The following is a 16,895-nucleotide window of genomic DNA, read 5'->3' on the forward strand; positions in this document are numbered from 1 at the left end:
CTAAATTCGTACGCGAACATCAAAATATTAACGTCATGCGATTTTTATACTTTTTTATAATGTTTTCTTTTGCCTTTACGGGATTTTCTCAGACTAAAGAAGAAAGTGCAAACACTATGGTGAAAGAGTTTTTTAAAGCTTTTAATCAACAAGATAGTGTGAAGTTAAAATCATTTGCATTCGAGGAGGTAGAGCTTAAGTCTATTGTGAAAAATGATCAAGGTAAAATGGTTGTCCATACCGATACTTATGATAATTTTATAAGCAATATTGTAAATATTCCTCGAGAAGTTAATTTTGAAGAACGTTTAGGAATAGTTGAAATAAAAACGGATGGTTATTTGGCAAGTGTGTGGGTGCCTTATGAGTTTTATTTAAATGAAGAGTTAAGCCACTGCGGGGTGAATATTTTTCAGTTAATATATACCCAAAAAGGGTGGAAAATTATTTCTCTTTTTGATACTCGAAAAAAACAGGCTTGTAAGTACTAAACTTTCTTTATACTTTTTAAATTCGTCATTAAAACTTACTATTATGAATTACATACTCTTTGATGGAGATGCTAGAAATAAATTATTACCCTTTACTTATACACGTCCGGTCGCCGATATTCGAGTCGGAATATTAACCATTCGTGAAAAATGGGAGCTTTTATTAGAAACGACCACCACTACAATTACAGAAGCTTACCTTTCTGAAAAATGGCCAATGGTCGAGATGGAAGAAAATGTAATGATTAACGGTGCTTATTTTCCTTCGGAAAGCTTATTACATCAATTAGAAAATTTACAAGCTAATCAGGTGCTTGTTCATCAAGATACTTATGTAGCTTTTAAAGCTGCAGAAGATGAAGAAATAGATTTAGAAAGTTTTGAAGCTATTGATCTTGAAGAAGAACCACTTTATATAGAAAACACTTGGGATATTTTCTCTAAAAACGGAGAAGCAATTGAGCGTGATTTTTATTGGTTGACAAAAGATAAAACTTCTAAAGAAATTCCAGGTTCTGTATTTTGCGTGAATAAAGAACGAATTTTTGTAGAAGAAGGTGCAAAGTTAACTATGGCGAGTTTAAATGCAGCGAATGGTCCAATTTATATCGGTAAAGATGCTGAGGTGATGGAATCTTGTAGCATTCGCGGACCTTTTGCTCTTTGTGAACACGCTACTTTAAAAATGGGGGCTAAAATTTATGGACCAACCACCGTGGGACCTTACAGTAAAGTTGGTGGAGAAGTAAGTAACTCTATTCTTATGGGATATTCTAATAAAGGGCACGATGGCTTTTTAGGAAATTCTGTTTTAGGCGAATGGTGTAATTTAGGGGCAGATACCAATAACTCGAATTTAAAAAATAATTATGCTGAAGTAAGACTGTGGTGCTACGAAACTGAAGGTTTTGCCAAAACCGGATTGCAGTTTTGTGGTTTAATGATGGGTGATCATTCTAAATGCGGAATTAATACCATGTTTAATACTGGAACGGTAGTAGGGGTAAGTGCTAACATTTTTGGTGCTGGTTTCCCAAGAAATTTTGTCCCTAGTTTTAGTTGGGGCGGCAGTAGTGGAACTACGACTTACAAAACCAATAAAGCTTTTGAAGTTGCAGAAAAAGTAATGTCAAGACGTGAAATCGATTTTTCTGAAGAAGACAGAGCAATTTTAGAACACGTTTTTGAAGAAACCTCTAAATTTAGAAGAGGTTAAAATAATATCCAAATTATTTAATTTTAATACCATAATGTAAAAGCAGTCCGCTAAGGTTATCTTTACTAAAGTGCGCTGCTTTTATATTATTTACTTCTGGATTAATACTGAAGTTTTGAGCGGTCATAAAATTACATTTTGTTAAATTACTTCTGTCAAAAACAGCTCCGTTTAAAATGCTATGGTCAAAGCTACTCGCTTCCAAATCAGTTTCTGTAAAATCTACCTCTTTTAAACTGCAGTGATCAAAACTGGTTTTCTTTAGTTTGCATTGAAAAAAAGACGAAAAGTTAAGCTGACAATAATGAAAATTCACTCCCAGTAAAAATTGGTTGCAAGCATCAAATCGTAAACCTAAAAGTTTACATTCTTCAAAGGTACATTCGTTTAAACTACAATTGTTGAGGTTGGCTGAGCTAAAATCACAACTATAAAACTCGCAATCTGTAAAATTAAACCCTGAAAGTTTTAAATTTTGAAACTGACAGTTCTTAAAAATACAGTTGTCAAATTCAGCAATTTCTTGTTGAAGTTTAAAATCTACATTTTTAAAAGTTTCGTCTTGGTAATATTTCATCATTAAAAATAAAAAAGGCTATTTGAAAAGCTTAGAACATCATGCTGAACTTAACTCAGCTAGATGATTGATAAAGCATTTCAAATAAGCCTTTAAGATTATAAACTATATTCCAGTATAATTTTGTGGAGTAATCACTTTTAGTTCCTTTTTAATTTCTGAGGAAACATCAAGTGTTTCAATAAAATCTGCAATACTTTTTGCGGTGATTTTCTCGTTAGTTCTGGTTAAACCTTTTAGGGCTTCATAAGGATTTGGGTAAGCTTCACGACGAAGAATAGTTTGTATCGCTTCAGCAACAACAGCCCAGTTATTCTCTAGATCTTCATTCAGCTTGTATTCATTTAGCAATAATTTATTCAATCCTTTTAAAGTAGATTGTAATGCAATTAAAGTATGACCCATTGGCATTCCAATCGTTCTTAAAACCGTGCTATCAGTTAAATCACGCTGTAGACGGCTTAACGGGAGTTTTGCTGCTAAATGCTCAAATAATGCATTGGCAACTCCTAAATTTCCTTCACTATTTTCAAAGTCAATCGGGTTTACTTTATGTGGCATTGCAGAAGAACCAACTTCGCCTTTCTTTATTTTTTGCTTGAAATAATCCATAGAAACATAGGTCCATACATCGCGGTCTAAGTCAATTAAAATGGTATTGATGCGTTTTAAGGCGTCAAAAGTCGCTGCCATATAATCGTAATGCTCGATTTGTGTGGTTGGGAAAGAATGTTTCATTCCTAAACCTTCTACAAAATCAGTTCCAAAAGCTTTCCAATCAATCGATGGGTAAGCAACTTTGTGCGCATTGTAATTTCCGGTTGCGCCACCAAATTTTGCTGCTGTTGGTGTTTGTACTAAGGTTTTAATTTGTTCTTCAATACGAGTTACAAACACATCTATTTCTTTTCCTAAACGGGTAGGGGATGCGGGTTGCCCGTGAGTTCTGGCTAAAAGCGGAATTTCTTTCCAATCTTCAGCCATTTCTTTCAATTTATCTAAAACCTCGTTTAATAGTGGGTAATAAACCTGCTCAATAGCGTCTTTTAAACTTAACGGAACAGAAGTGTTATTAATATCTTGAGAAGTAAGCCCAAAATGTATAAATTCTTTAGATTCATTTAAACCTAAATTGTCCATTTCTTTTTTGATAAAGTATTCAACCGCTTTCACATCGTGATTGGTGACAGACTCTATCTCTTTCACGGCTTGTGCATCTTCGGTAGAAAAATCTTCATAAATTTTTCGAAGTTTTGGGAAATAAGATGCGTCTACTTTTTGTAGTTGCGGTAAAGGTAGCTCACAAAGTGCAATAAAATATTCTATTTCTACTTTTACACGGTATTTAATTAATGCTTCTTCACTAAAATAGGGTATTAAATTTTTAGTTTTAGAAGCATATCTGCCGTCTATGGGTGAAATGGCCTGAAGCGGATTCATAGGGTTTACGTTAAAAAATTAAAGCGATAAAGATAAAGCTTAAGCGCCACCTATAAAACAGAATGCAGAACTTATTTCAACAATTAAATCTTTATATGGAATATAAGATTGATATGTAAAATATGTATATTGGTGTAACTTTAAAATAATGCCATGATTAGTAAAAAAGTTTTAGAAAAGGAATTGCAAAATTTTCCTGATCACTTTACAATCGATGAATTGGTGGGTAAACTTATCGTTTTAGAAAAAAGACAACGGGAGCATACTTATATCAACGGATTGGGAGCTATACCTGTAAAAGAATTAGATACAGAAATAGAAAAGTGGTTTAAGATGTAGGTAATTTGACGTATTATTTATTTTTGAGTAGTTTTTCTACCAGTATGGGAACACCTATAGAAGCATTTTTTGCAATGACTTCAATACATTCTGAAGAACTTATAGACGGATTGGGATCTATAAAATAAACAGGGGTATTTTCTGGTGCATAATGCATTAAACTGGCTGCAGGATAGACTTGCATTGATGTACCAATGATGATGAGAATGTCTGCCTTTTCAACAATCTCCAAAGCAACATCTAACATAGGTACTTGCTCTCCAAACCAAACAATATGTGGTCGTAATTGATGATTAAGCTCACAAAAATCGCCAGTTTTTAAATCGTCTTTCCAGTCTAAGATTAAATTTTCATCAAAAGTGCTTCTTACTTTAAAAAGTTCGCCGTGTAAGTGCGTAACTTGAGCGCTTCCGGCACGTTCGTGTAAGTCATCTACGTTTTGAGTGATAATATTTACATTGTATTTTTTTTCTAATTTGCATAATGCTAAATGAGCAGCATTAGGTTTTACTTGTTTTAATTGTCTTCTTCGTTTATTGTAAAAATCTAAAACAAGTTCTTGATTATTTCTCCAACCTTGTGGTGAAGCTACTTCCATCACATTATGGCCTTCCCATAAACCGTTATCATCACGAAAAGTTTTAATACCACTTTCTGCACTTATTCCAGCTCCAGTTAATACCGCTACATTTTTCATTTCAACTTTATTTTTGTGATGAATGACTAATTTAAAACTTAATTTTTTAACTAAAAAATTCTACTTTCGCATTATGAGAGACCAGAAGCTTTTAGATTATTTAGAATCTTATTTAACGCCTAGAAGAAAAGGATTGTTCGATAAGGTTATCGCTCAACGTACCAATCACTTTACAGTCGCTACAGAAGATGTTTACCAATTGCATAATACGAGTGCTGTGATTAGAAGCTGTGATGTTTTTGGGGTGCAAAATGTTCACATTACTGAAGAAAAAAATGTGCGCAAGATTGATAGAGAAATTGCGATGGGAGCACAAAAATGGGTAGATGTAAATCGTTACCATACGGTTAAAGATGCGGTAGATAAACTAAAAGGAAAAGGATATCAAATAATAGCTACTACTCCTCATAACAATGCTTGTGTGTTAGATGATTTTGATATAGAAAAACCTTCGGCTATATTTTTTGGTACAGAAAAAGATGGCTTGAGTGAAGAACTTATGCAAAAAGCAGATGGTTTTTTAAAAATACCAATGTCTGGTTTTACTGAAAGCTTAAATATTTCAGTTTCTGCGGCTATTATTCTTCAAAATTTAACTTCTCGGTTAAAACGAAGTGAGGTGGGTTGGCAGCTAAGCCAAGAGGAACAATATGATATTAGAATGCATTGGGCAACTAGTTGCATAAAAAGTAGTAAAGAAATTATAGAACGTTATTATAAAGAAAATTCATAAAGATATCTTCCCTTTTTTTTGCTTTCTTTTTCATCTGCTATAAACACAGTATTTTGGTTTTTATAGCAAATGCTTTCTTTTTGAGTACGTTTACCTGATATATCGTATTGCTTGATTTTTCCTCCGAAGAAATCGTCTTCTTCAAAATTATTGAGTTTCCAAACATGTTCTTCGCTTAAAAGAATAACTTCATTTTCTTCATCATTAATACTTGCTGCGGTGATCCAACATTCTCTTTTACCTTCACAAGTTTGATAAGAACCTATTTTTTTTGCTTTGTATTTTCCTGGAACTGCAGGAATTTTATAGACATTAACTGTTCCGTCAGGGGTCTCGCTTCTATTTTTAGTAAACATATATAAATTACCATTTTTGTAAATGAGCGCTTCAGAACCAAAATTCATATTGTCATCATCTGCGGGAAAATCGGTTTGATCTTCAAATGAAAATTCAATTTTTTTAGCTGTTGCTTTTTTGTGCTGATTGATAAAATCTTCAACAATATAAATCGCTAAATCTTCACGGTCGTTATCATTATTACCGGTGTCTCCAATATATAAATTTCCCTTGTTATCTTTAGCAAGGTCTTCCCAATCTACATTTTCAGCGTTTTCAATTTCAATCTCTCTTTTTATTTCTCCTTTTTGTGTAAATCCGTACACGATGTTTGGATTGCTAGAGTCGTTGATGCCCCAAATGAGTGGAGAACCCTTTAAGGTTTCAATACCACTAATTTCGGTAAGTTTTTTGGAGAGGTGTTTTATTTCTTTAAGTTGATTTTTTTGCGCAAATGCAATACTTCCGCAAATAAATAGAAGAAAAACTATCTTTTTCATGACATTTTTTTTATCAAAAAAAACAAAAAGAGAAGTTTTACCAAAGAAAATAATGATAAGTTATTGATAAAGTTTCTTAAAATGGAAATGAAATAGAAGGGAGTAGGTTTTTTTATTTTCTTTTAAGTACTTTGTATTCTTCGTAACAGTTGCTTATAGCGTCTAAGATTTGTAGGTCGTTAGCAGATTTTATAAAACTATCTGAGTAATTGCAATTACGTAAAATCTCATCGATATCTACACGAGTAACTTGAAGTAATGCGCTAAGAGTTTCTCTGTTGAATTTTTTAGCTAGAAGGTTTCTAATTTCATCATCTTCTTTCATCTTTCGCAACTTTTTCATTTGTCGCGGTTTTTTTCCGAAAATATTATAGAGAAAATCTACTGGGTTGAAAATAGATTCCATAGCTCTGGTAAATGCGCCAGGTTGACTATCACCAGCTTCATAACCATAATTTAAACCAGAAATACTGTACCTGTGATTCTCGTAGATAGGAATGTTTTTGGCATCTATTTCTAGGTAACCGGTAAGCTTTAATGGTTTTAAAGTGACCTCTTCTAAGGCTATACCTATTTCAGTCATTTTAATTTTTACTTCACCAAACTTTTTCCAGTCATTAGTAACTCTTACCTCGATAGATTTATAACCGAGGTAAGAGAAAAATAAGGTATCATTAATGCTTGCTTTAATTTTAAACTCTCCTTTCTCATTGGTAGACGTACCGATAACTTCATTTAAATTAACGATATTAACATCTTCGATAGAAGTGTCGTCTGCGGCATTTAAAACTCTACCTTTAACATATAAGGTAGAATCTGTTTCTTGAGCTACAGTAACGAAACTAAAGAGAGTAAATAAAAAAAGGAAGAAAAATTTTTGCATCGTTTGTTTCTTGAGAAGAAAAATAAAATAATTTAATCAATAGACTAACAATTTTATCAAAAATTACATCAATCTTAAGATTTTTTATTTTTTCGTCTACTAATAGAACTTTTGATATTAGATTTTCTAGCGCCGCCACCTTTGTTGCCGTCAGAACCGCTTCTTCTAGAAGAAGACCTTCTTCCGCCACCAGAATTTTTGCTTGAGAAATCATCATTTCTCCTTCCACGACCACCGCCGCCTTTTCTGCCTCCACGGTTTCTTCCGCCGCCACCGCCAGAATTACCTTTGGTAATTTCAACGTTAACAGATCTACCTTCGTGTTGGTAATTTTCGAAAGCAGCGATTACTTTATCTTTTTCTACGGTATCTGTATTAAAGAAAGAGAAACTATCTTTAACATCTACGCGAGAAACGCCATCTCTGCCTAAGTCTAAATGTTCTTTTAAGAAATCTTTTAAAGACATCCAATCAAAACCATCTTTAGCTCCAACGTTAATAAAGAATCTTGTAGAATCTCCGTTATCACTATAGTTATCATTTTGTACTTTAGAGTTTAAATCTGAAGCATTTTTATAATAATTAAAGAAACGTGTAAATTCAACAGAAAAGAATTTTTGAATTAACTCTTCTTTGGTAAAGTCTTTAAGTATTTCTTCTAACTGCGGAAGAAATGGATCAATCTCATGATTGATCTTTGTATCTTTAATGTCGTTAGCTAAGTGAAAAAGCTGCACTTGGCAAATTTCTTCTCCGCTAGGAATATCTTTTTGTTCAAAAGATTGTTTTATGATACGTTCGATACTTTTAATTTTTCGAACTTCACTTTTACTAACAATCACCATTGAAACTCCACTTTTTCCTGCACGACCTGTACGACCGCTTCGGTGAGTATAAGTTTCAATTTCATCTGGTAATTGGTAATTGATAACGTGAGTAATATCATCTACATCTATACCACGTGCGGCTACATCTGTAGCAACTAACATTTGTATTTGACGAGCTCTAAAACTTTTCATGACTAAGTCACGTTGGTTTTGACTTAAATCTCCGTGGATTGCTCCTGCGCTATACCCATCTTCTATTAATTTTTCAGCAACTTTTTGTGTATCACGTTTTGTTCTACAGAAAATTACAGAAAAAATATCTGGATTAGCATCGGCTAAACGTTTTAAAGCTTGGTAGCGATCTCTACCCGGACTTACATAATATTCGTGTGAAACGTTTTTAGTACCTTCATTTTTAGACCCTACAGTAATCTCTTCAGGGTTTTTCATGAATTTTTTAGCGATAACGGCAACCTCTTTTGGCATGGTCGCGCTAAAAAGCCAAGTTTTTTTCTCTTGTGGAGTGTGAGATAAAATAGCAGTAATATCTTCAAAGAATCCCATATTAAGCATCTCATCAGCTTCATCTAAAACACAGTAGCTAATCTCAGAGATGTCTATCATTCCTCGTCCTACCATATCTTTCATACGGCCTGGAGTAGCTACAATAATTTGAGCCCCTCTTTTTATTTGACGCTCTTGATCTGTGATGCTAGAGCCTCCATAAATAGCAACCGTATTTAATTGAGGAATATATTTTGAATAGTTTTTTAACTCATTGGTAATTTGTAAACACAATTCTCTTGTTGGAGATAAGATTAATCCTTGTGTTTTTTTACTGACTGCATTAATTTTTTGAATTAATGGAAAACCAAATGCTGCGGTTTTTCCTGTACCGGTTTGTGCTAAAGCCACCAAATCGGTTTCTTTTTCTAGTAAAATTGGTATCGCTTGCTCTTGTACGCCACTAGGAGATTCAAACCCCATATCATTTATAGCATTCACGATTTCGGCATTAAGCCCTAATTGTTCAAATTTGTTCATATAAAAAATAAAATAAGGGGCAAAGGTAATCAATCCTTTACAGCTTATGCTATAATTAGTTAACTATTAAATATAATTTATTCTGAAAGGTAATTTTTTAATTGGTTAAATGCTTTAGCACGGTGACTAATAGTACTTTTCTCTGTTAAATTCATCTCAGCAAAAGTTTTTTCATAACCTTTAGGTTTAAAAATAGGGTCGTAACCAAAACCTTGATCTCCTTTTTTATCTTTTAAAATTTCTCCTTCACAATTTCCAGTGAATAATGTTTCTTTGTTATTTAAGGTTAAAGCTATAACGGTTTTAAACCTTGCTTTTCGATTTTGTTTTCCTTCGAGCTGAGTTAATAATTTATTTATATTGGCTTGATCGTCTTTTTGTTCTCCTGCATACCTAGCCGAATAAACACCTGGCTCTCCGCCTAATTCATCTACTTCTAATCCGGTATCATCTGCAAAGCAATTGTATTTATATTTTTCTTTTACATATTTTGCTTTGATGATGGCATTTTCATCTATAGTTTTTCCGGTTTCTTCTATATCTTCTGTGCAACCAATATCATCTAAGGATAGTAGTTCTATAAAATTAGGGAGTAAGCTCTTAATTTCTTTAAATTTATTTTTATTATGAGTAGCAAATACGAGTCGCATAGTTTTGTGTATAGGTTAGATTTATTGATGGTGATAGGGTTCGTTTTTTAAAATTGTGAATCCGCGGTATAATTGTTCTGTAAAAAATAAACGTACCATTTGGTGAGAAAATGTCATTTTAGATAAGGCAATTTTTTGATTTGCTCGTTTATAAACCTCTTCAGAAAAGCCATAAGGACCGCCAATTACAAAAATGAGTTGTTTCATACCGGTATTCATTTGTTTTTGTAACCAATTAGAGAAGTCTAGGGAAGAAAAATTTTTGCCGTTTTCATCTAATAAAACTAACAGGTCTGAAGTTTGGGTTTTAGCTAAAATGAGTTCACCTTCTTTTTGTTTTTGAAGGTTCTCATCCATATTTTTAACTTTTTTTATATCAGGAATTATCTCAATTTCAAACTTACAATAGTGTTTGAGTCGCTTAATGTATTGGTCTATAAGTTTTTGTAAATCTTTGTGATCTGTTTTTCCTACAGCGAGTAATTTTATAGTCATTTTTTAAGTTAGGAATTACTTTGTTACATTAGCAAAAATAACCTGATATTATGATTAGTCAAGAACAATTTCAAAAAGAAGTAGATTTAATTATAAAAAATGCTATTCGAGAAGACGTAGGTGATGGCGATCATAGTTCATTAGCCTGCATTCCGGGATACGCCAAAGGAAAAGCAAAACTGCTAGTAAAAGATAACGGAATTTTAGCAGGTGTGAATTTTGCATATCAAGTTTTTCAATATGTAGATAAAAATTTAATAGTTGAAAAATTAATTGATGATGGAGAGCAGATTGTAAATGGAGACATCGCATTTTATGTATCAGGTAATAGTCAATCTATTTTAAAAGCAGAGCGTTTGGTTTTAAATGCTATGCAGCGTATGAGTGCTATCGCTACAAAAACGCATGAATTTGCAAAACTCTTAAAAGGTACTAATACAAAAATTTTAGATACGCGTAAAACCACACCAGGTTTAAGAGCTTTAGAAAAATGGGCTGTGAAAATTGGAGGAGGAGAAAATCATAGGTTTGCCTTGTATGATATGATTATGCTAAAAGATAATCATATAGATTTTGCTGGCGGAATTACCAAAGCTATTGATAAAACAAAACTTTATTTAAAAGAAAATAATCTTGATCTTAAAATTATTGTAGAAGCGCGAAACCTTACAGAAATTCAAGAAATTTTAAAGAACACAGGGGTGCATCGTATTTTAATTGATAACTTTAATTATGAAGACACCAAAAAAGCAGTACACATGATTGGAGAGCAATGTCAGACCGAGTCTAGTGGTGGTATAACCTTAGAAACTGCTCGAAAATACGCAGAATGCGGAGTAGATTTTATATCTAGTGGCGCATTAACACATTCGGTTTATAATTTAGATTTGAGTTTAAAGGCAATATAAATGTCTGAAGAAGTAGAGAAAAAATTAAAAAAAATTCCAGGTGTTGGCTGGTTAGTAAAAAAAGCAAAGGCAATTATTTTACCGGGTTTGGAGGGGTTGTCTCTTTATGATCTGTGGGAAATTTACTCGGTTGGGATTATTAAAGGCACATTTTCTACACGGGCAAGTTCTATAGCTTTTAGTTTTTTTATGGCTATTTTCCCTTTTTTGCTTTTCACTCTAAATTTAATTCCATACATCTGGTTTATTGATGATTTTCAATTAGAGGTTTTAGCTTTTATGGATACGCTTTTGCCTCCACAAACTTCTAGTTTTTTTAATGAAGTTTTTGCAGATATTGTAAACACACCGCGTGCTGGTTTACTTTCGTTCACATTTTTACTGTCTATTTTTTTAATGACTAATGGTATTAATGCTATTTTTACAGGGTTTGAGTTTTCTTATCATACCACTATCAATAGATCTATTATTAAACAATATATTGTAGCCTTAGGGACTTCTATAATTGTAGCATTAATGTTGCTTATTGCAGTGATCTCTCTGGTATATTTAACATATATTATTGAAGACTTAAAGGCGATTGGCATATTTTCTGATAACTTATATTGGGCAAAGATGGGAAGGTATACAGTTTTTATACTTTTAATATATAATGCAGTTGCAACGCTTTATTATTTTGGTACCAAAGAAGGCAGAAATTCAAGGTATTTTTCTGTTGGTGCACTTTTTACCACTCTTTTAATAATGCTTACTACGTTCTTGTTTTCAATTTATATTGAAAATTTTAGCACTTATAATAAGCTTTATGGATCGATAGGTGCTTTGCTTATTATGATGGTTTACATCTGGTTAAATGCAAATATCTTATTACTTGGTTTTGAATTAAATGCATCAATTAACCGTTTAAAACAAAATTTTTAATAATTTAAAGGTCTAAAAATTAGAAATATGAAAAAGGTATTGTTAGTTTTAATGGTATTTTGTGTAATCGGTTTTACGCAGGCACAAAAAGAAGTAGCAGGAATTACGATTCCAGTTCAAGAGAATTTTGGTGAATATAACTTAACGTTAAATGGAGCTGGAGTAAGAGAAAAGTTATGGATAGATTTATATGCAGGAGCATTATACCTTTCTTCAGCATCATCTGATGCTAATAAAATATTAAATTCAGAAGAAGCAATGGCTGTAAAATTACATATTGTTTCTAACCTTATTAGTAGTAAAAAGATGATTGATGCGGTAGAAGAGGGGTTTGAAAACTCTACCAATGGAAATACTGCTCCCTTAAAAAGTAAGATTGAAAAATTTATTACTTTTTTTAAGGAAGAAATCAATAAAGGAGATGTTTTTGATATTACATATCAACCAGAAAAGGGAGTAGTATCTTATAAAAACGGAAAGGAAAAAGGAACTATTGAAGGAATGGAATTTAAAAAAGCCTTATTTGGTATTTGGCTTTCTAACAAACCTGCAGATGACGACTTAAAAGAAGCAATGTTAGGTCTAGATTAATATTTATGAAAAACTTAAAAACTTTACTGCTATTTTTATTATTTCCAACCATACTTTTAAGTCAAAGTATTTTAGATGATTGGAAAATTATAAATGAAGAAACGGGGGAGACTCGCTCTATTGTAAAAATTTACGAAGCTGAAGATGGATTAGTCTATGGTAAGGTAATTAAGATTGTTAACGAAGATAAGCGCGATAGGCTTTGCGTGAAATGCGAGGGAGAAGATAAAGACATGAAAATTCATGGACTTGTTTTGATGAAACATTTTCATAAAGATGGTGATCGTTATGTAGATGGTACTATCACCAATCCAGACGATGGTAAGGTTTATAAATCTAAAATTTGGTTAGATGAAGATAATCCAGATCTTTTAAATGTGAGGGGCTATATAAGTTTCTTCTACAAAACCATGCAATGGCAACGATTATAACAAAAAAAGCGCTTGAATATTCAAGCGCTTTTTTTTGTTTAAGATTTACTTTAACGTACTGTCTAATGTAATTTCTGTGTTTAATAATTTTGAAATTGGGCAACTCTCTTTGGCTTTGTTTGCAATTTCATTAAACTTTTCTTCAGTAATATGAGGTACTTCGGCTACTAAAATTAAATGAGATTTGCTTACCGCACCATCTTCAAAAGTAACTTCAGCTTTAGTTTCTAATAGATCTGCCGGAAAATTTTGTTCAGCTAAAAAAGCAGAAAGTTGCATGGTGAAACATCCTGAATGAGCTGCACCTATTAATTCTTCAGGATTTGTTCCTTTACCATTTTCAAATCTTGTTTTATAAGAATATTGAGTCTTATCTAAAATTCCACTTTCTGTAGATAAATTTCCTTTACCTTCTTTTAGGTTTCCTTTCCAAACCGCTGTTGCTTTTCTAATCATAATTTTTTATTTAAAGCTAAGAAAGATATATTAGGGTAAAGAATTATTATAAAAATCTTAACCATAGGCTAAGCTTACAAATTAAATTTTACATTTGTTTTCTATGTTCAATAAGAAATATTTTACTTCTATTTATGCATAAATTTGCTAATGTAATTTTACCTCTTCCTTTACCAAAACATTTTACTTATCAAGTAGAAGATAAAGATGTGTCTGTACTTGAAGTAGGAATGAGAGTTGCGGTGCCTTTTGGGAAATCTAAAGTTTATACAGGAGTGGTGGCGAAGATTCATGAAGAACGTCCTACCCAATATGAAGCTAAATTAATTGAAGAAGTGTTAGATCAAAGTCTGTTAGTAACTTCTTATCAATTAAAATTTTGGTCATGGATCGCTTCTTATTATATGTGTGCAGAAGGTGAAGTGTTAAAAGCAGCTTTGCCGAGTGCTTTTTTGTTGGAAAGTGAAACTGTTATTGAGTTAGACAAGTCTTCATCTATTGATGAGCATACATTAGATGATGAAGAGTTTTTGATTGTTGAAGCGTTACAAAATCAGAGTTTGCTAAAAATTCAGGAGGTAATGCAGATTTTAGAGAAGAAAGCCGTCTTGCCAGTTATTAATAGGTTAGTGAAGAAGCAGGCTATTGTTGTTAATCAAGAATTATACAAACAGTATAAACCTAAATTAATTACGTATGTAAAATTAACTTCAGAATTTAAAGAAGAAGCGAAATTAAATGAATTATTAGAAGAACTTAAAAACGCACCTAAACAACGAGAGGTTGTTTTTACCTTATTTTCTTTAGAAGCTAAGCTTAAGAAACCAATAGAGAAAAAGCTATTAGCAAAAGAAAGTTCTGCATCGGCTTCAACGGTAAAATCGTTATTAGATAAAGGTGTTTTGAAGAGTTATCATCTTCAAAAAGACCGAGTGAATTTTGAGGGAGAAGTTAAAGATTTTAATATAGAACTTAATCAATCACAACAGCAAGCTTATCAAGAGATAACTTCTCATTTCAAAAATAATAAAGTTACACTTTTACATGGAATTACTTCTTCTGGTAAAACAGAAATTTATATTAAACTTATTCAAGAATGTATAGCCCAAAATAAACAAGTGTTGTATTTATTGCCAGAAATAGCTCTAACAACTCAGTTAATAGGTAGGCTTCAAAAATATTTTGGAGATCAAGTTTTAATTTACCATAGTAAATATTCTGTAAATGAACGAGTAGAAGTTTATAACCATGTGCTTAATAATACGAAAGGTAAAATTGTAATTGGGGCAAGATCATCTATTTTCTTACCTTTTCAGAAGTTAGGTTTAGTGATTGTAGATGAATCTCATGAGGCTACGTTTAAACAATATGATCCTGCGCCTCGTTACCAAGCTAGAGATGCAGCGGTAGTGCTGGCCTCTTTTTTTAAAAGTCAGTTATTACTAGGTTCTGCTACGCCTAGTTTAGAAAGTTATCACAATAGTAGTTCACAGAAATATGAGCTGGTAGAGTTAACTAAACGATATGGTAATGTGCTTCCGCCAGAAATAGAGTTGGTAGATATTAAAGATAAGCATAAGAAAAAGAAAATGACGGGGCATTTTTCAGATCGTTTATTAGAAGAAATGCGAGTGACCTTAGGCGAAGGTAAACAAGTGATTCTTTTTCAGAACAGGAGAGGGTTTTCTCCTATTTTAGAGTGTAATACTTGTGGTAATTCTCCACAATGTCCTAATTGTGATGTGAGTCTTACCTATCATCAGCATAATAATTCTTTACGCTGTCATTATTGCGGTTATCATATGGCTATGCAAAAACAATGTTTAGCTTGTGGTAGTACAGATTTGTCTACTAAAGGTTTTGGAACAGAGCAGGTAGAAACTGAATTGAGTTCATTATTTCCTGATCATAACATTGGCCGTATGGATTTAGATACTACGCGAGGAAAATATGGTTATGAAAAAATTATAAATGCTTTTGAGCAGCGGCAAATAGATATTTTGGTAGGTACCCAGATGCTTACGAAAGGTTTAGATTTTAGAAATGTAGATTTGGTGGGAGTGATGAATGCAGATAGTTTGTTAAATTTCCCAGATTTTAGAGCTCACGAAAGAAGTTTTCAGTTGCTTTTGCAGGTTGCCGGTAGAGCAGGTAGAACCAAAGATAGAGGAAAGGTGTTGATACAAACTTATAACCCTTACCATCAAATTCTTCAACAGGTTTCTTCTAATAATTATACAGCAATGTACGAAGAGCAAATGGAAGATCGTTATAATTTTAAATACCCTCCTTATTATAGATTGATAAAGCTTACTTTAAAAGGAAAAGATTATAATGTATTAAATGAAGCATCTTCTTGGTTAGCTAAAGCTTTATCGCAAGCATTTCATCCTCATGTATTGGGACCAGAATTCCCTCCGGTAGCTAGAATAAGAAATGAATATTATAAGAATATTATTGTTAAGATTCCTCCTAAAAACTCAATTCAAAAAACAAAAGAATATATAGAGCGGGTGCTAAAAAGTTATGATTCTATAGGTAATTACAGAAAAATAAGAGTGATTATAAATGTAGATCCTTATTAATCTTCAATACCTTCTAAGCTTTCTTCTAAATCTTTTTTTCTGTTTCGGCTTAAAGGGATTTCTATACCTTCAAGAAAAACAAGCTTGCTGCTATAATTTTTAATACGGAAAAGATTAACGATATAGGATTTATGAACTCTTAAAAACTGTGATTTTGGTAATTCTTCAGCAAAACCTTTCATAGTAGAAAGTACGGTATAGGTTTCGTTATCTGTAATTACTTTTACGTAATCTCCAAAAGCTTCTACATATTTTACCTGATTTAAAAACAGCTTATGTTTTTTAAGATTACTTTTTATAAAAATATAATTTTCATCTACAGGGATTTGTTTGTCTATATTTACTTGATGAAACTCTAACGCTTTTTGTACAGCTACATTAAATCTATCTTTAGTTACAGGCTTTTGTAAATAATCTATAGCGCTGTAATTAAAAGCTTGAAAAGCGTACTGAGTTTTGCCGGTAACAAAGACAATCTGAGGTTTTTCTTTTAGGTTGTCTAATAGATCAAATCCAGATAAAATAGGCATTTCAATATCTAGAAATATTAAATCAACCTTCGTATTTTCTAATTCTCTTTTAGTGTCTAAAGCATTATTATGCTCGGCCACTAAAATTAAAGAAGGATGATCTTTTACCAATTTTGTAATAGATAACCTTTGTAAACTAGAATCGTCTACGACAACACATTTAAGTTTGGTATGAATCATTATATTTTATAAAAAACGAACAACAATCTTACGTATAATTATGATGAATTGCAACTAAAACTCGC

The 16,895-nt window shown here is 32.2% G+C and carries 19 protein-coding genes; 9 read left to right on the forward strand and 10 right to left on the reverse strand.

Annotated elements, in window-relative coordinates; genetic code table 11:
* Positions 1-35: 35 nt before the first annotated feature.
* Together KW502_RS11960 and KW502_RS11965 are read left to right on the forward strand one after the other, a co-directional pair.
* Positions 36-491 carry a nuclear transport factor 2 family protein gene (locus KW502_RS11960; protein WP_219040792.1) on the forward strand — a complete coding sequence of 152 codons (456 nt, stop codon included), beginning with the start codon at positions 36-38 and terminating at the stop codon, positions 489-491.
* Between the two features lie 43 nt (positions 492-534).
* A complete protein-coding gene (locus tag KW502_RS11965) occupies positions 535-1,707 on the forward strand; it encodes a GlmU family protein (RefSeq protein WP_219040793.1) in 1,173 nt (390 codons plus the stop codon).
* A 13-nt stretch (positions 1,708-1,720) separates the two neighbouring features.
* Here the strand turns inward: KW502_RS11965 and KW502_RS11970 are convergent, their stop codons facing one another.
* The gene (locus KW502_RS11970; protein WP_219040794.1) at positions 1,721-2,287 is read right to left on the reverse strand and encodes a pentapeptide repeat-containing protein; all 567 of its coding nucleotides are present in this window, start codon (positions 2,285-2,287) and stop codon (positions 1,721-1,723) included.
* 102 nt (positions 2,288-2,389) lie between these two features.
* Positions 2,390-3,724 (reverse strand): adenylosuccinate lyase, encoded by a 1,335-nt coding sequence (gene purB, locus KW502_RS11975; RefSeq protein ID WP_219040795.1) that lies wholly within the window; start codon positions 3,722-3,724, stop codon positions 2,390-2,392.
* Between the two features lie 153 nt (positions 3,725-3,877).
* Here purB and KW502_RS11980 point away from each other — a divergent pair, with 153 nt between their 5' ends.
* Positions 3,878-4,063, forward strand: coding sequence for a hypothetical protein (locus KW502_RS11980; protein ID WP_219040796.1), 186 nt, complete (start codon positions 3,878-3,880; stop codon positions 4,061-4,063).
* A 13-nt stretch (positions 4,064-4,076) separates the two neighbouring features.
* Here KW502_RS11980 and KW502_RS11985 read toward each other — a convergent pair whose 3' ends face one another.
* Positions 4,077-4,760, reverse strand: coding sequence for an SIR2 family NAD-dependent protein deacylase (locus KW502_RS11985; protein WP_219040797.1), 684 nt, complete (start codon positions 4,758-4,760; stop codon positions 4,077-4,079).
* A gap of 73 nt (positions 4,761-4,833) precedes the next feature.
* On the opposite strand from KW502_RS11985, the gene KW502_RS11990 reads away from it, so the two are divergent.
* Positions 4,834-5,493 carry a TrmH family RNA methyltransferase gene (locus KW502_RS11990; RefSeq protein ID WP_219040798.1) on the forward strand — a complete coding sequence of 220 codons (660 nt, stop codon included), beginning with the start codon at positions 4,834-4,836 and terminating at the stop codon, positions 5,491-5,493.
* On the opposite strand, the gene KW502_RS11995 is transcribed toward KW502_RS11990, so the two are convergent.
* The 5 genes from KW502_RS11995 to rlmH all read right to left on the reverse strand — a co-directional run bounded on the left by KW502_RS11995 (position 5,475) and on the right by rlmH (position 10,228).
* Positions 5,475-6,329 (reverse strand): hypothetical protein, encoded by an 855-nt coding sequence (locus KW502_RS11995; protein ID WP_219040799.1) that lies wholly within the window; start codon positions 6,327-6,329, stop codon positions 5,475-5,477. The genes KW502_RS11990 and KW502_RS11995 overlap by 19 nt on opposite strands.
* A 112-nt stretch (positions 6,330-6,441) precedes the next feature.
* Complete coding sequence (locus tag KW502_RS12000) at positions 6,442-7,212, reverse strand: carboxypeptidase-like regulatory domain-containing protein (RefSeq protein WP_219040800.1); 771 nt, start codon at positions 7,210-7,212, stop codon at positions 6,442-6,444.
* A 74-nt stretch (positions 7,213-7,286) separates the two neighbouring features.
* The gene (locus tag KW502_RS12005) at positions 7,287-9,083 is read right to left on the reverse strand and encodes a DEAD/DEAH box helicase (RefSeq protein WP_219040801.1); all 1,797 of its coding nucleotides are present in this window, start codon (positions 9,081-9,083) and stop codon (positions 7,287-7,289) included.
* 77 nt (positions 9,084-9,160) lie between these two features.
* Complete coding sequence (locus tag KW502_RS12010; RefSeq protein ID WP_219040802.1) at positions 9,161-9,733, reverse strand: non-canonical purine NTP diphosphatase; 573 nt, start codon at positions 9,731-9,733, stop codon at positions 9,161-9,163.
* 21 nt (positions 9,734-9,754) lie between these two features.
* Positions 9,755-10,228 (reverse strand): 23S rRNA (pseudouridine(1915)-N(3))-methyltransferase RlmH, encoded by a 474-nt coding sequence (rlmH, locus tag KW502_RS12015; RefSeq protein WP_219040803.1) that lies wholly within the window; start codon positions 10,226-10,228, stop codon positions 9,755-9,757.
* Positions 10,229-10,278: 50 nt separating this feature from the next.
* On the opposite strand from rlmH, the gene nadC reads away from it, so the two are divergent.
* From nadC to KW502_RS12035, 4 genes are read left to right on the forward strand one after another with little or no spacing between them, the layout of a single operon-like run.
* The gene (gene nadC, locus KW502_RS12020) at positions 10,279-11,136 is read left to right on the forward strand and encodes a carboxylating nicotinate-nucleotide diphosphorylase (RefSeq protein ID WP_219040804.1); all 858 of its coding nucleotides are present in this window, start codon (positions 10,279-10,281) and stop codon (positions 11,134-11,136) included.
* Positions 11,137-12,057 (forward strand): YihY/virulence factor BrkB family protein, encoded by a 921-nt coding sequence (locus tag KW502_RS12025; protein ID WP_219040805.1) that lies wholly within the window; start codon positions 11,137-11,139, stop codon positions 12,055-12,057.
* 27 nt (positions 12,058-12,084) lie between these two features.
* Complete coding sequence (locus tag KW502_RS12030) at positions 12,085-12,648, forward strand: chalcone isomerase family protein (RefSeq protein ID WP_219040806.1); 564 nt, start codon at positions 12,085-12,087, stop codon at positions 12,646-12,648.
* Positions 12,649-12,653: 5 nt separating this feature from the next.
* Positions 12,654-13,079 carry a DUF2147 domain-containing protein gene (locus KW502_RS12035; protein WP_219040807.1) on the forward strand — a complete coding sequence of 142 codons (426 nt, stop codon included), beginning with the start codon at positions 12,654-12,656 and terminating at the stop codon, positions 13,077-13,079.
* 45 nt (positions 13,080-13,124) lie between these two features.
* On the opposite strand, the gene KW502_RS12040 is transcribed toward KW502_RS12035, so the two are convergent.
* Positions 13,125-13,535, reverse strand: a complete 411-nt coding sequence (locus tag KW502_RS12040) for an OsmC family protein (protein ID WP_219040808.1) — start codon at positions 13,533-13,535, stop codon at positions 13,125-13,127.
* 134 nt (positions 13,536-13,669) lie between these two features.
* Between KW502_RS12040 and priA the strand changes: the two genes are divergently transcribed.
* Positions 13,670-16,120, forward strand: coding sequence for a replication restart helicase PriA (priA, locus tag KW502_RS12045; protein WP_219040809.1), 2,451 nt, complete (start codon positions 13,670-13,672; stop codon positions 16,118-16,120).
* Here the strand turns inward: priA and KW502_RS12050 are convergent.
* A complete protein-coding gene (locus tag KW502_RS12050; protein WP_219040810.1) occupies positions 16,117-16,830 on the reverse strand; it encodes a LytR/AlgR family response regulator transcription factor in 714 nt (237 codons plus the stop codon). The genes priA and KW502_RS12050 overlap by 4 nt on opposite strands.
* Between the last annotated feature and the right edge of the window lie 65 nt (positions 16,831-16,895).

The sequence above is a fragment of the Mesonia aestuariivivens genome (assembly GCF_019311235.1).
Classification (GTDB): domain Bacteria; phylum Bacteroidota; class Bacteroidia; order Flavobacteriales; family Flavobacteriaceae; genus Mesonia; species Mesonia aestuariivivens.

Excerpts from the sequence above, each read along its gene's own strand:
- KW502_RS12005 (WP_219040801.1), bottom strand. The coding sequence starts at position 9,083 with ATGAACAAATTTGAACAATTAGGGCTTAATGCCGAAATCGTGAATGCT.
- priA (WP_219040809.1), top strand. The coding sequence starts at position 13,670 with ATGCATAAATTTGCTAATGTAATTTTACCTCTTCCTTTACCAAAACAT.
- KW502_RS11960 (WP_219040792.1), top strand. The coding sequence starts at position 36 with ATGCGATTTTTATACTTTTTTATAATGTTTTCTTTTGCCTTTACGGGA.
- KW502_RS11970 (WP_219040794.1), bottom strand. The coding sequence starts at position 2,287 with ATGATGAAATATTACCAAGACGAAACTTTTAAAAATGTAGATTTTAAA.
- KW502_RS11995 (WP_219040799.1), bottom strand. The coding sequence starts at position 6,329 with ATGAAAAAGATAGTTTTTCTTCTATTTATTTGCGGAAGTATTGCATTT.
- KW502_RS11985 (WP_219040797.1), bottom strand. The coding sequence starts at position 4,760 with ATGAAAAATGTAGCGGTATTAACTGGAGCTGGAATAAGTGCAGAAAGT.
- KW502_RS11990 (WP_219040798.1), top strand. The coding sequence starts at position 4,834 with ATGAGAGACCAGAAGCTTTTAGATTATTTAGAATCTTATTTAACGCCT.
- KW502_RS12025 (WP_219040805.1), top strand. The coding sequence starts at position 11,137 with ATGTCTGAAGAAGTAGAGAAAAAATTAAAAAAAATTCCAGGTGTTGGC.
- KW502_RS11965 (WP_219040793.1), top strand. The coding sequence starts at position 535 with ATGAATTACATACTCTTTGATGGAGATGCTAGAAATAAATTATTACCC.
- KW502_RS12030 (WP_219040806.1), top strand. The coding sequence starts at position 12,085 with ATGAAAAAGGTATTGTTAGTTTTAATGGTATTTTGTGTAATCGGTTTT.
- KW502_RS12035 (WP_219040807.1), top strand. The coding sequence starts at position 12,654 with ATGAAAAACTTAAAAACTTTACTGCTATTTTTATTATTTCCAACCATA.
- KW502_RS12000 (WP_219040800.1), bottom strand. The coding sequence starts at position 7,212 with ATGCAAAAATTTTTCTTCCTTTTTTTATTTACTCTCTTTAGTTTCGTT.
- KW502_RS12040 (WP_219040808.1), bottom strand. The coding sequence starts at position 13,535 with ATGATTAGAAAAGCAACAGCGGTTTGGAAAGGAAACCTAAAAGAAGGT.
- KW502_RS12050 (WP_219040810.1), bottom strand. The coding sequence starts at position 16,830 with ATGATTCATACCAAACTTAAATGTGTTGTCGTAGACGATTCTAGTTTA.
- rlmH (WP_219040803.1), bottom strand. The coding sequence starts at position 10,228 with ATGACTATAAAATTACTCGCTGTAGGAAAAACAGATCACAAAGATTTA.
- nadC (WP_219040804.1), top strand. The coding sequence starts at position 10,279 with ATGATTAGTCAAGAACAATTTCAAAAAGAAGTAGATTTAATTATAAAA.
- purB (WP_219040795.1), bottom strand. The coding sequence starts at position 3,724 with ATGAATCCGCTTCAGGCCATTTCACCCATAGACGGCAGATATGCTTCT.
- KW502_RS12010 (WP_219040802.1), bottom strand. The coding sequence starts at position 9,733 with ATGCGACTCGTATTTGCTACTCATAATAAAAATAAATTTAAAGAAATT.
- KW502_RS11980 (WP_219040796.1), top strand. The coding sequence starts at position 3,878 with ATGATTAGTAAAAAAGTTTTAGAAAAGGAATTGCAAAATTTTCCTGAT.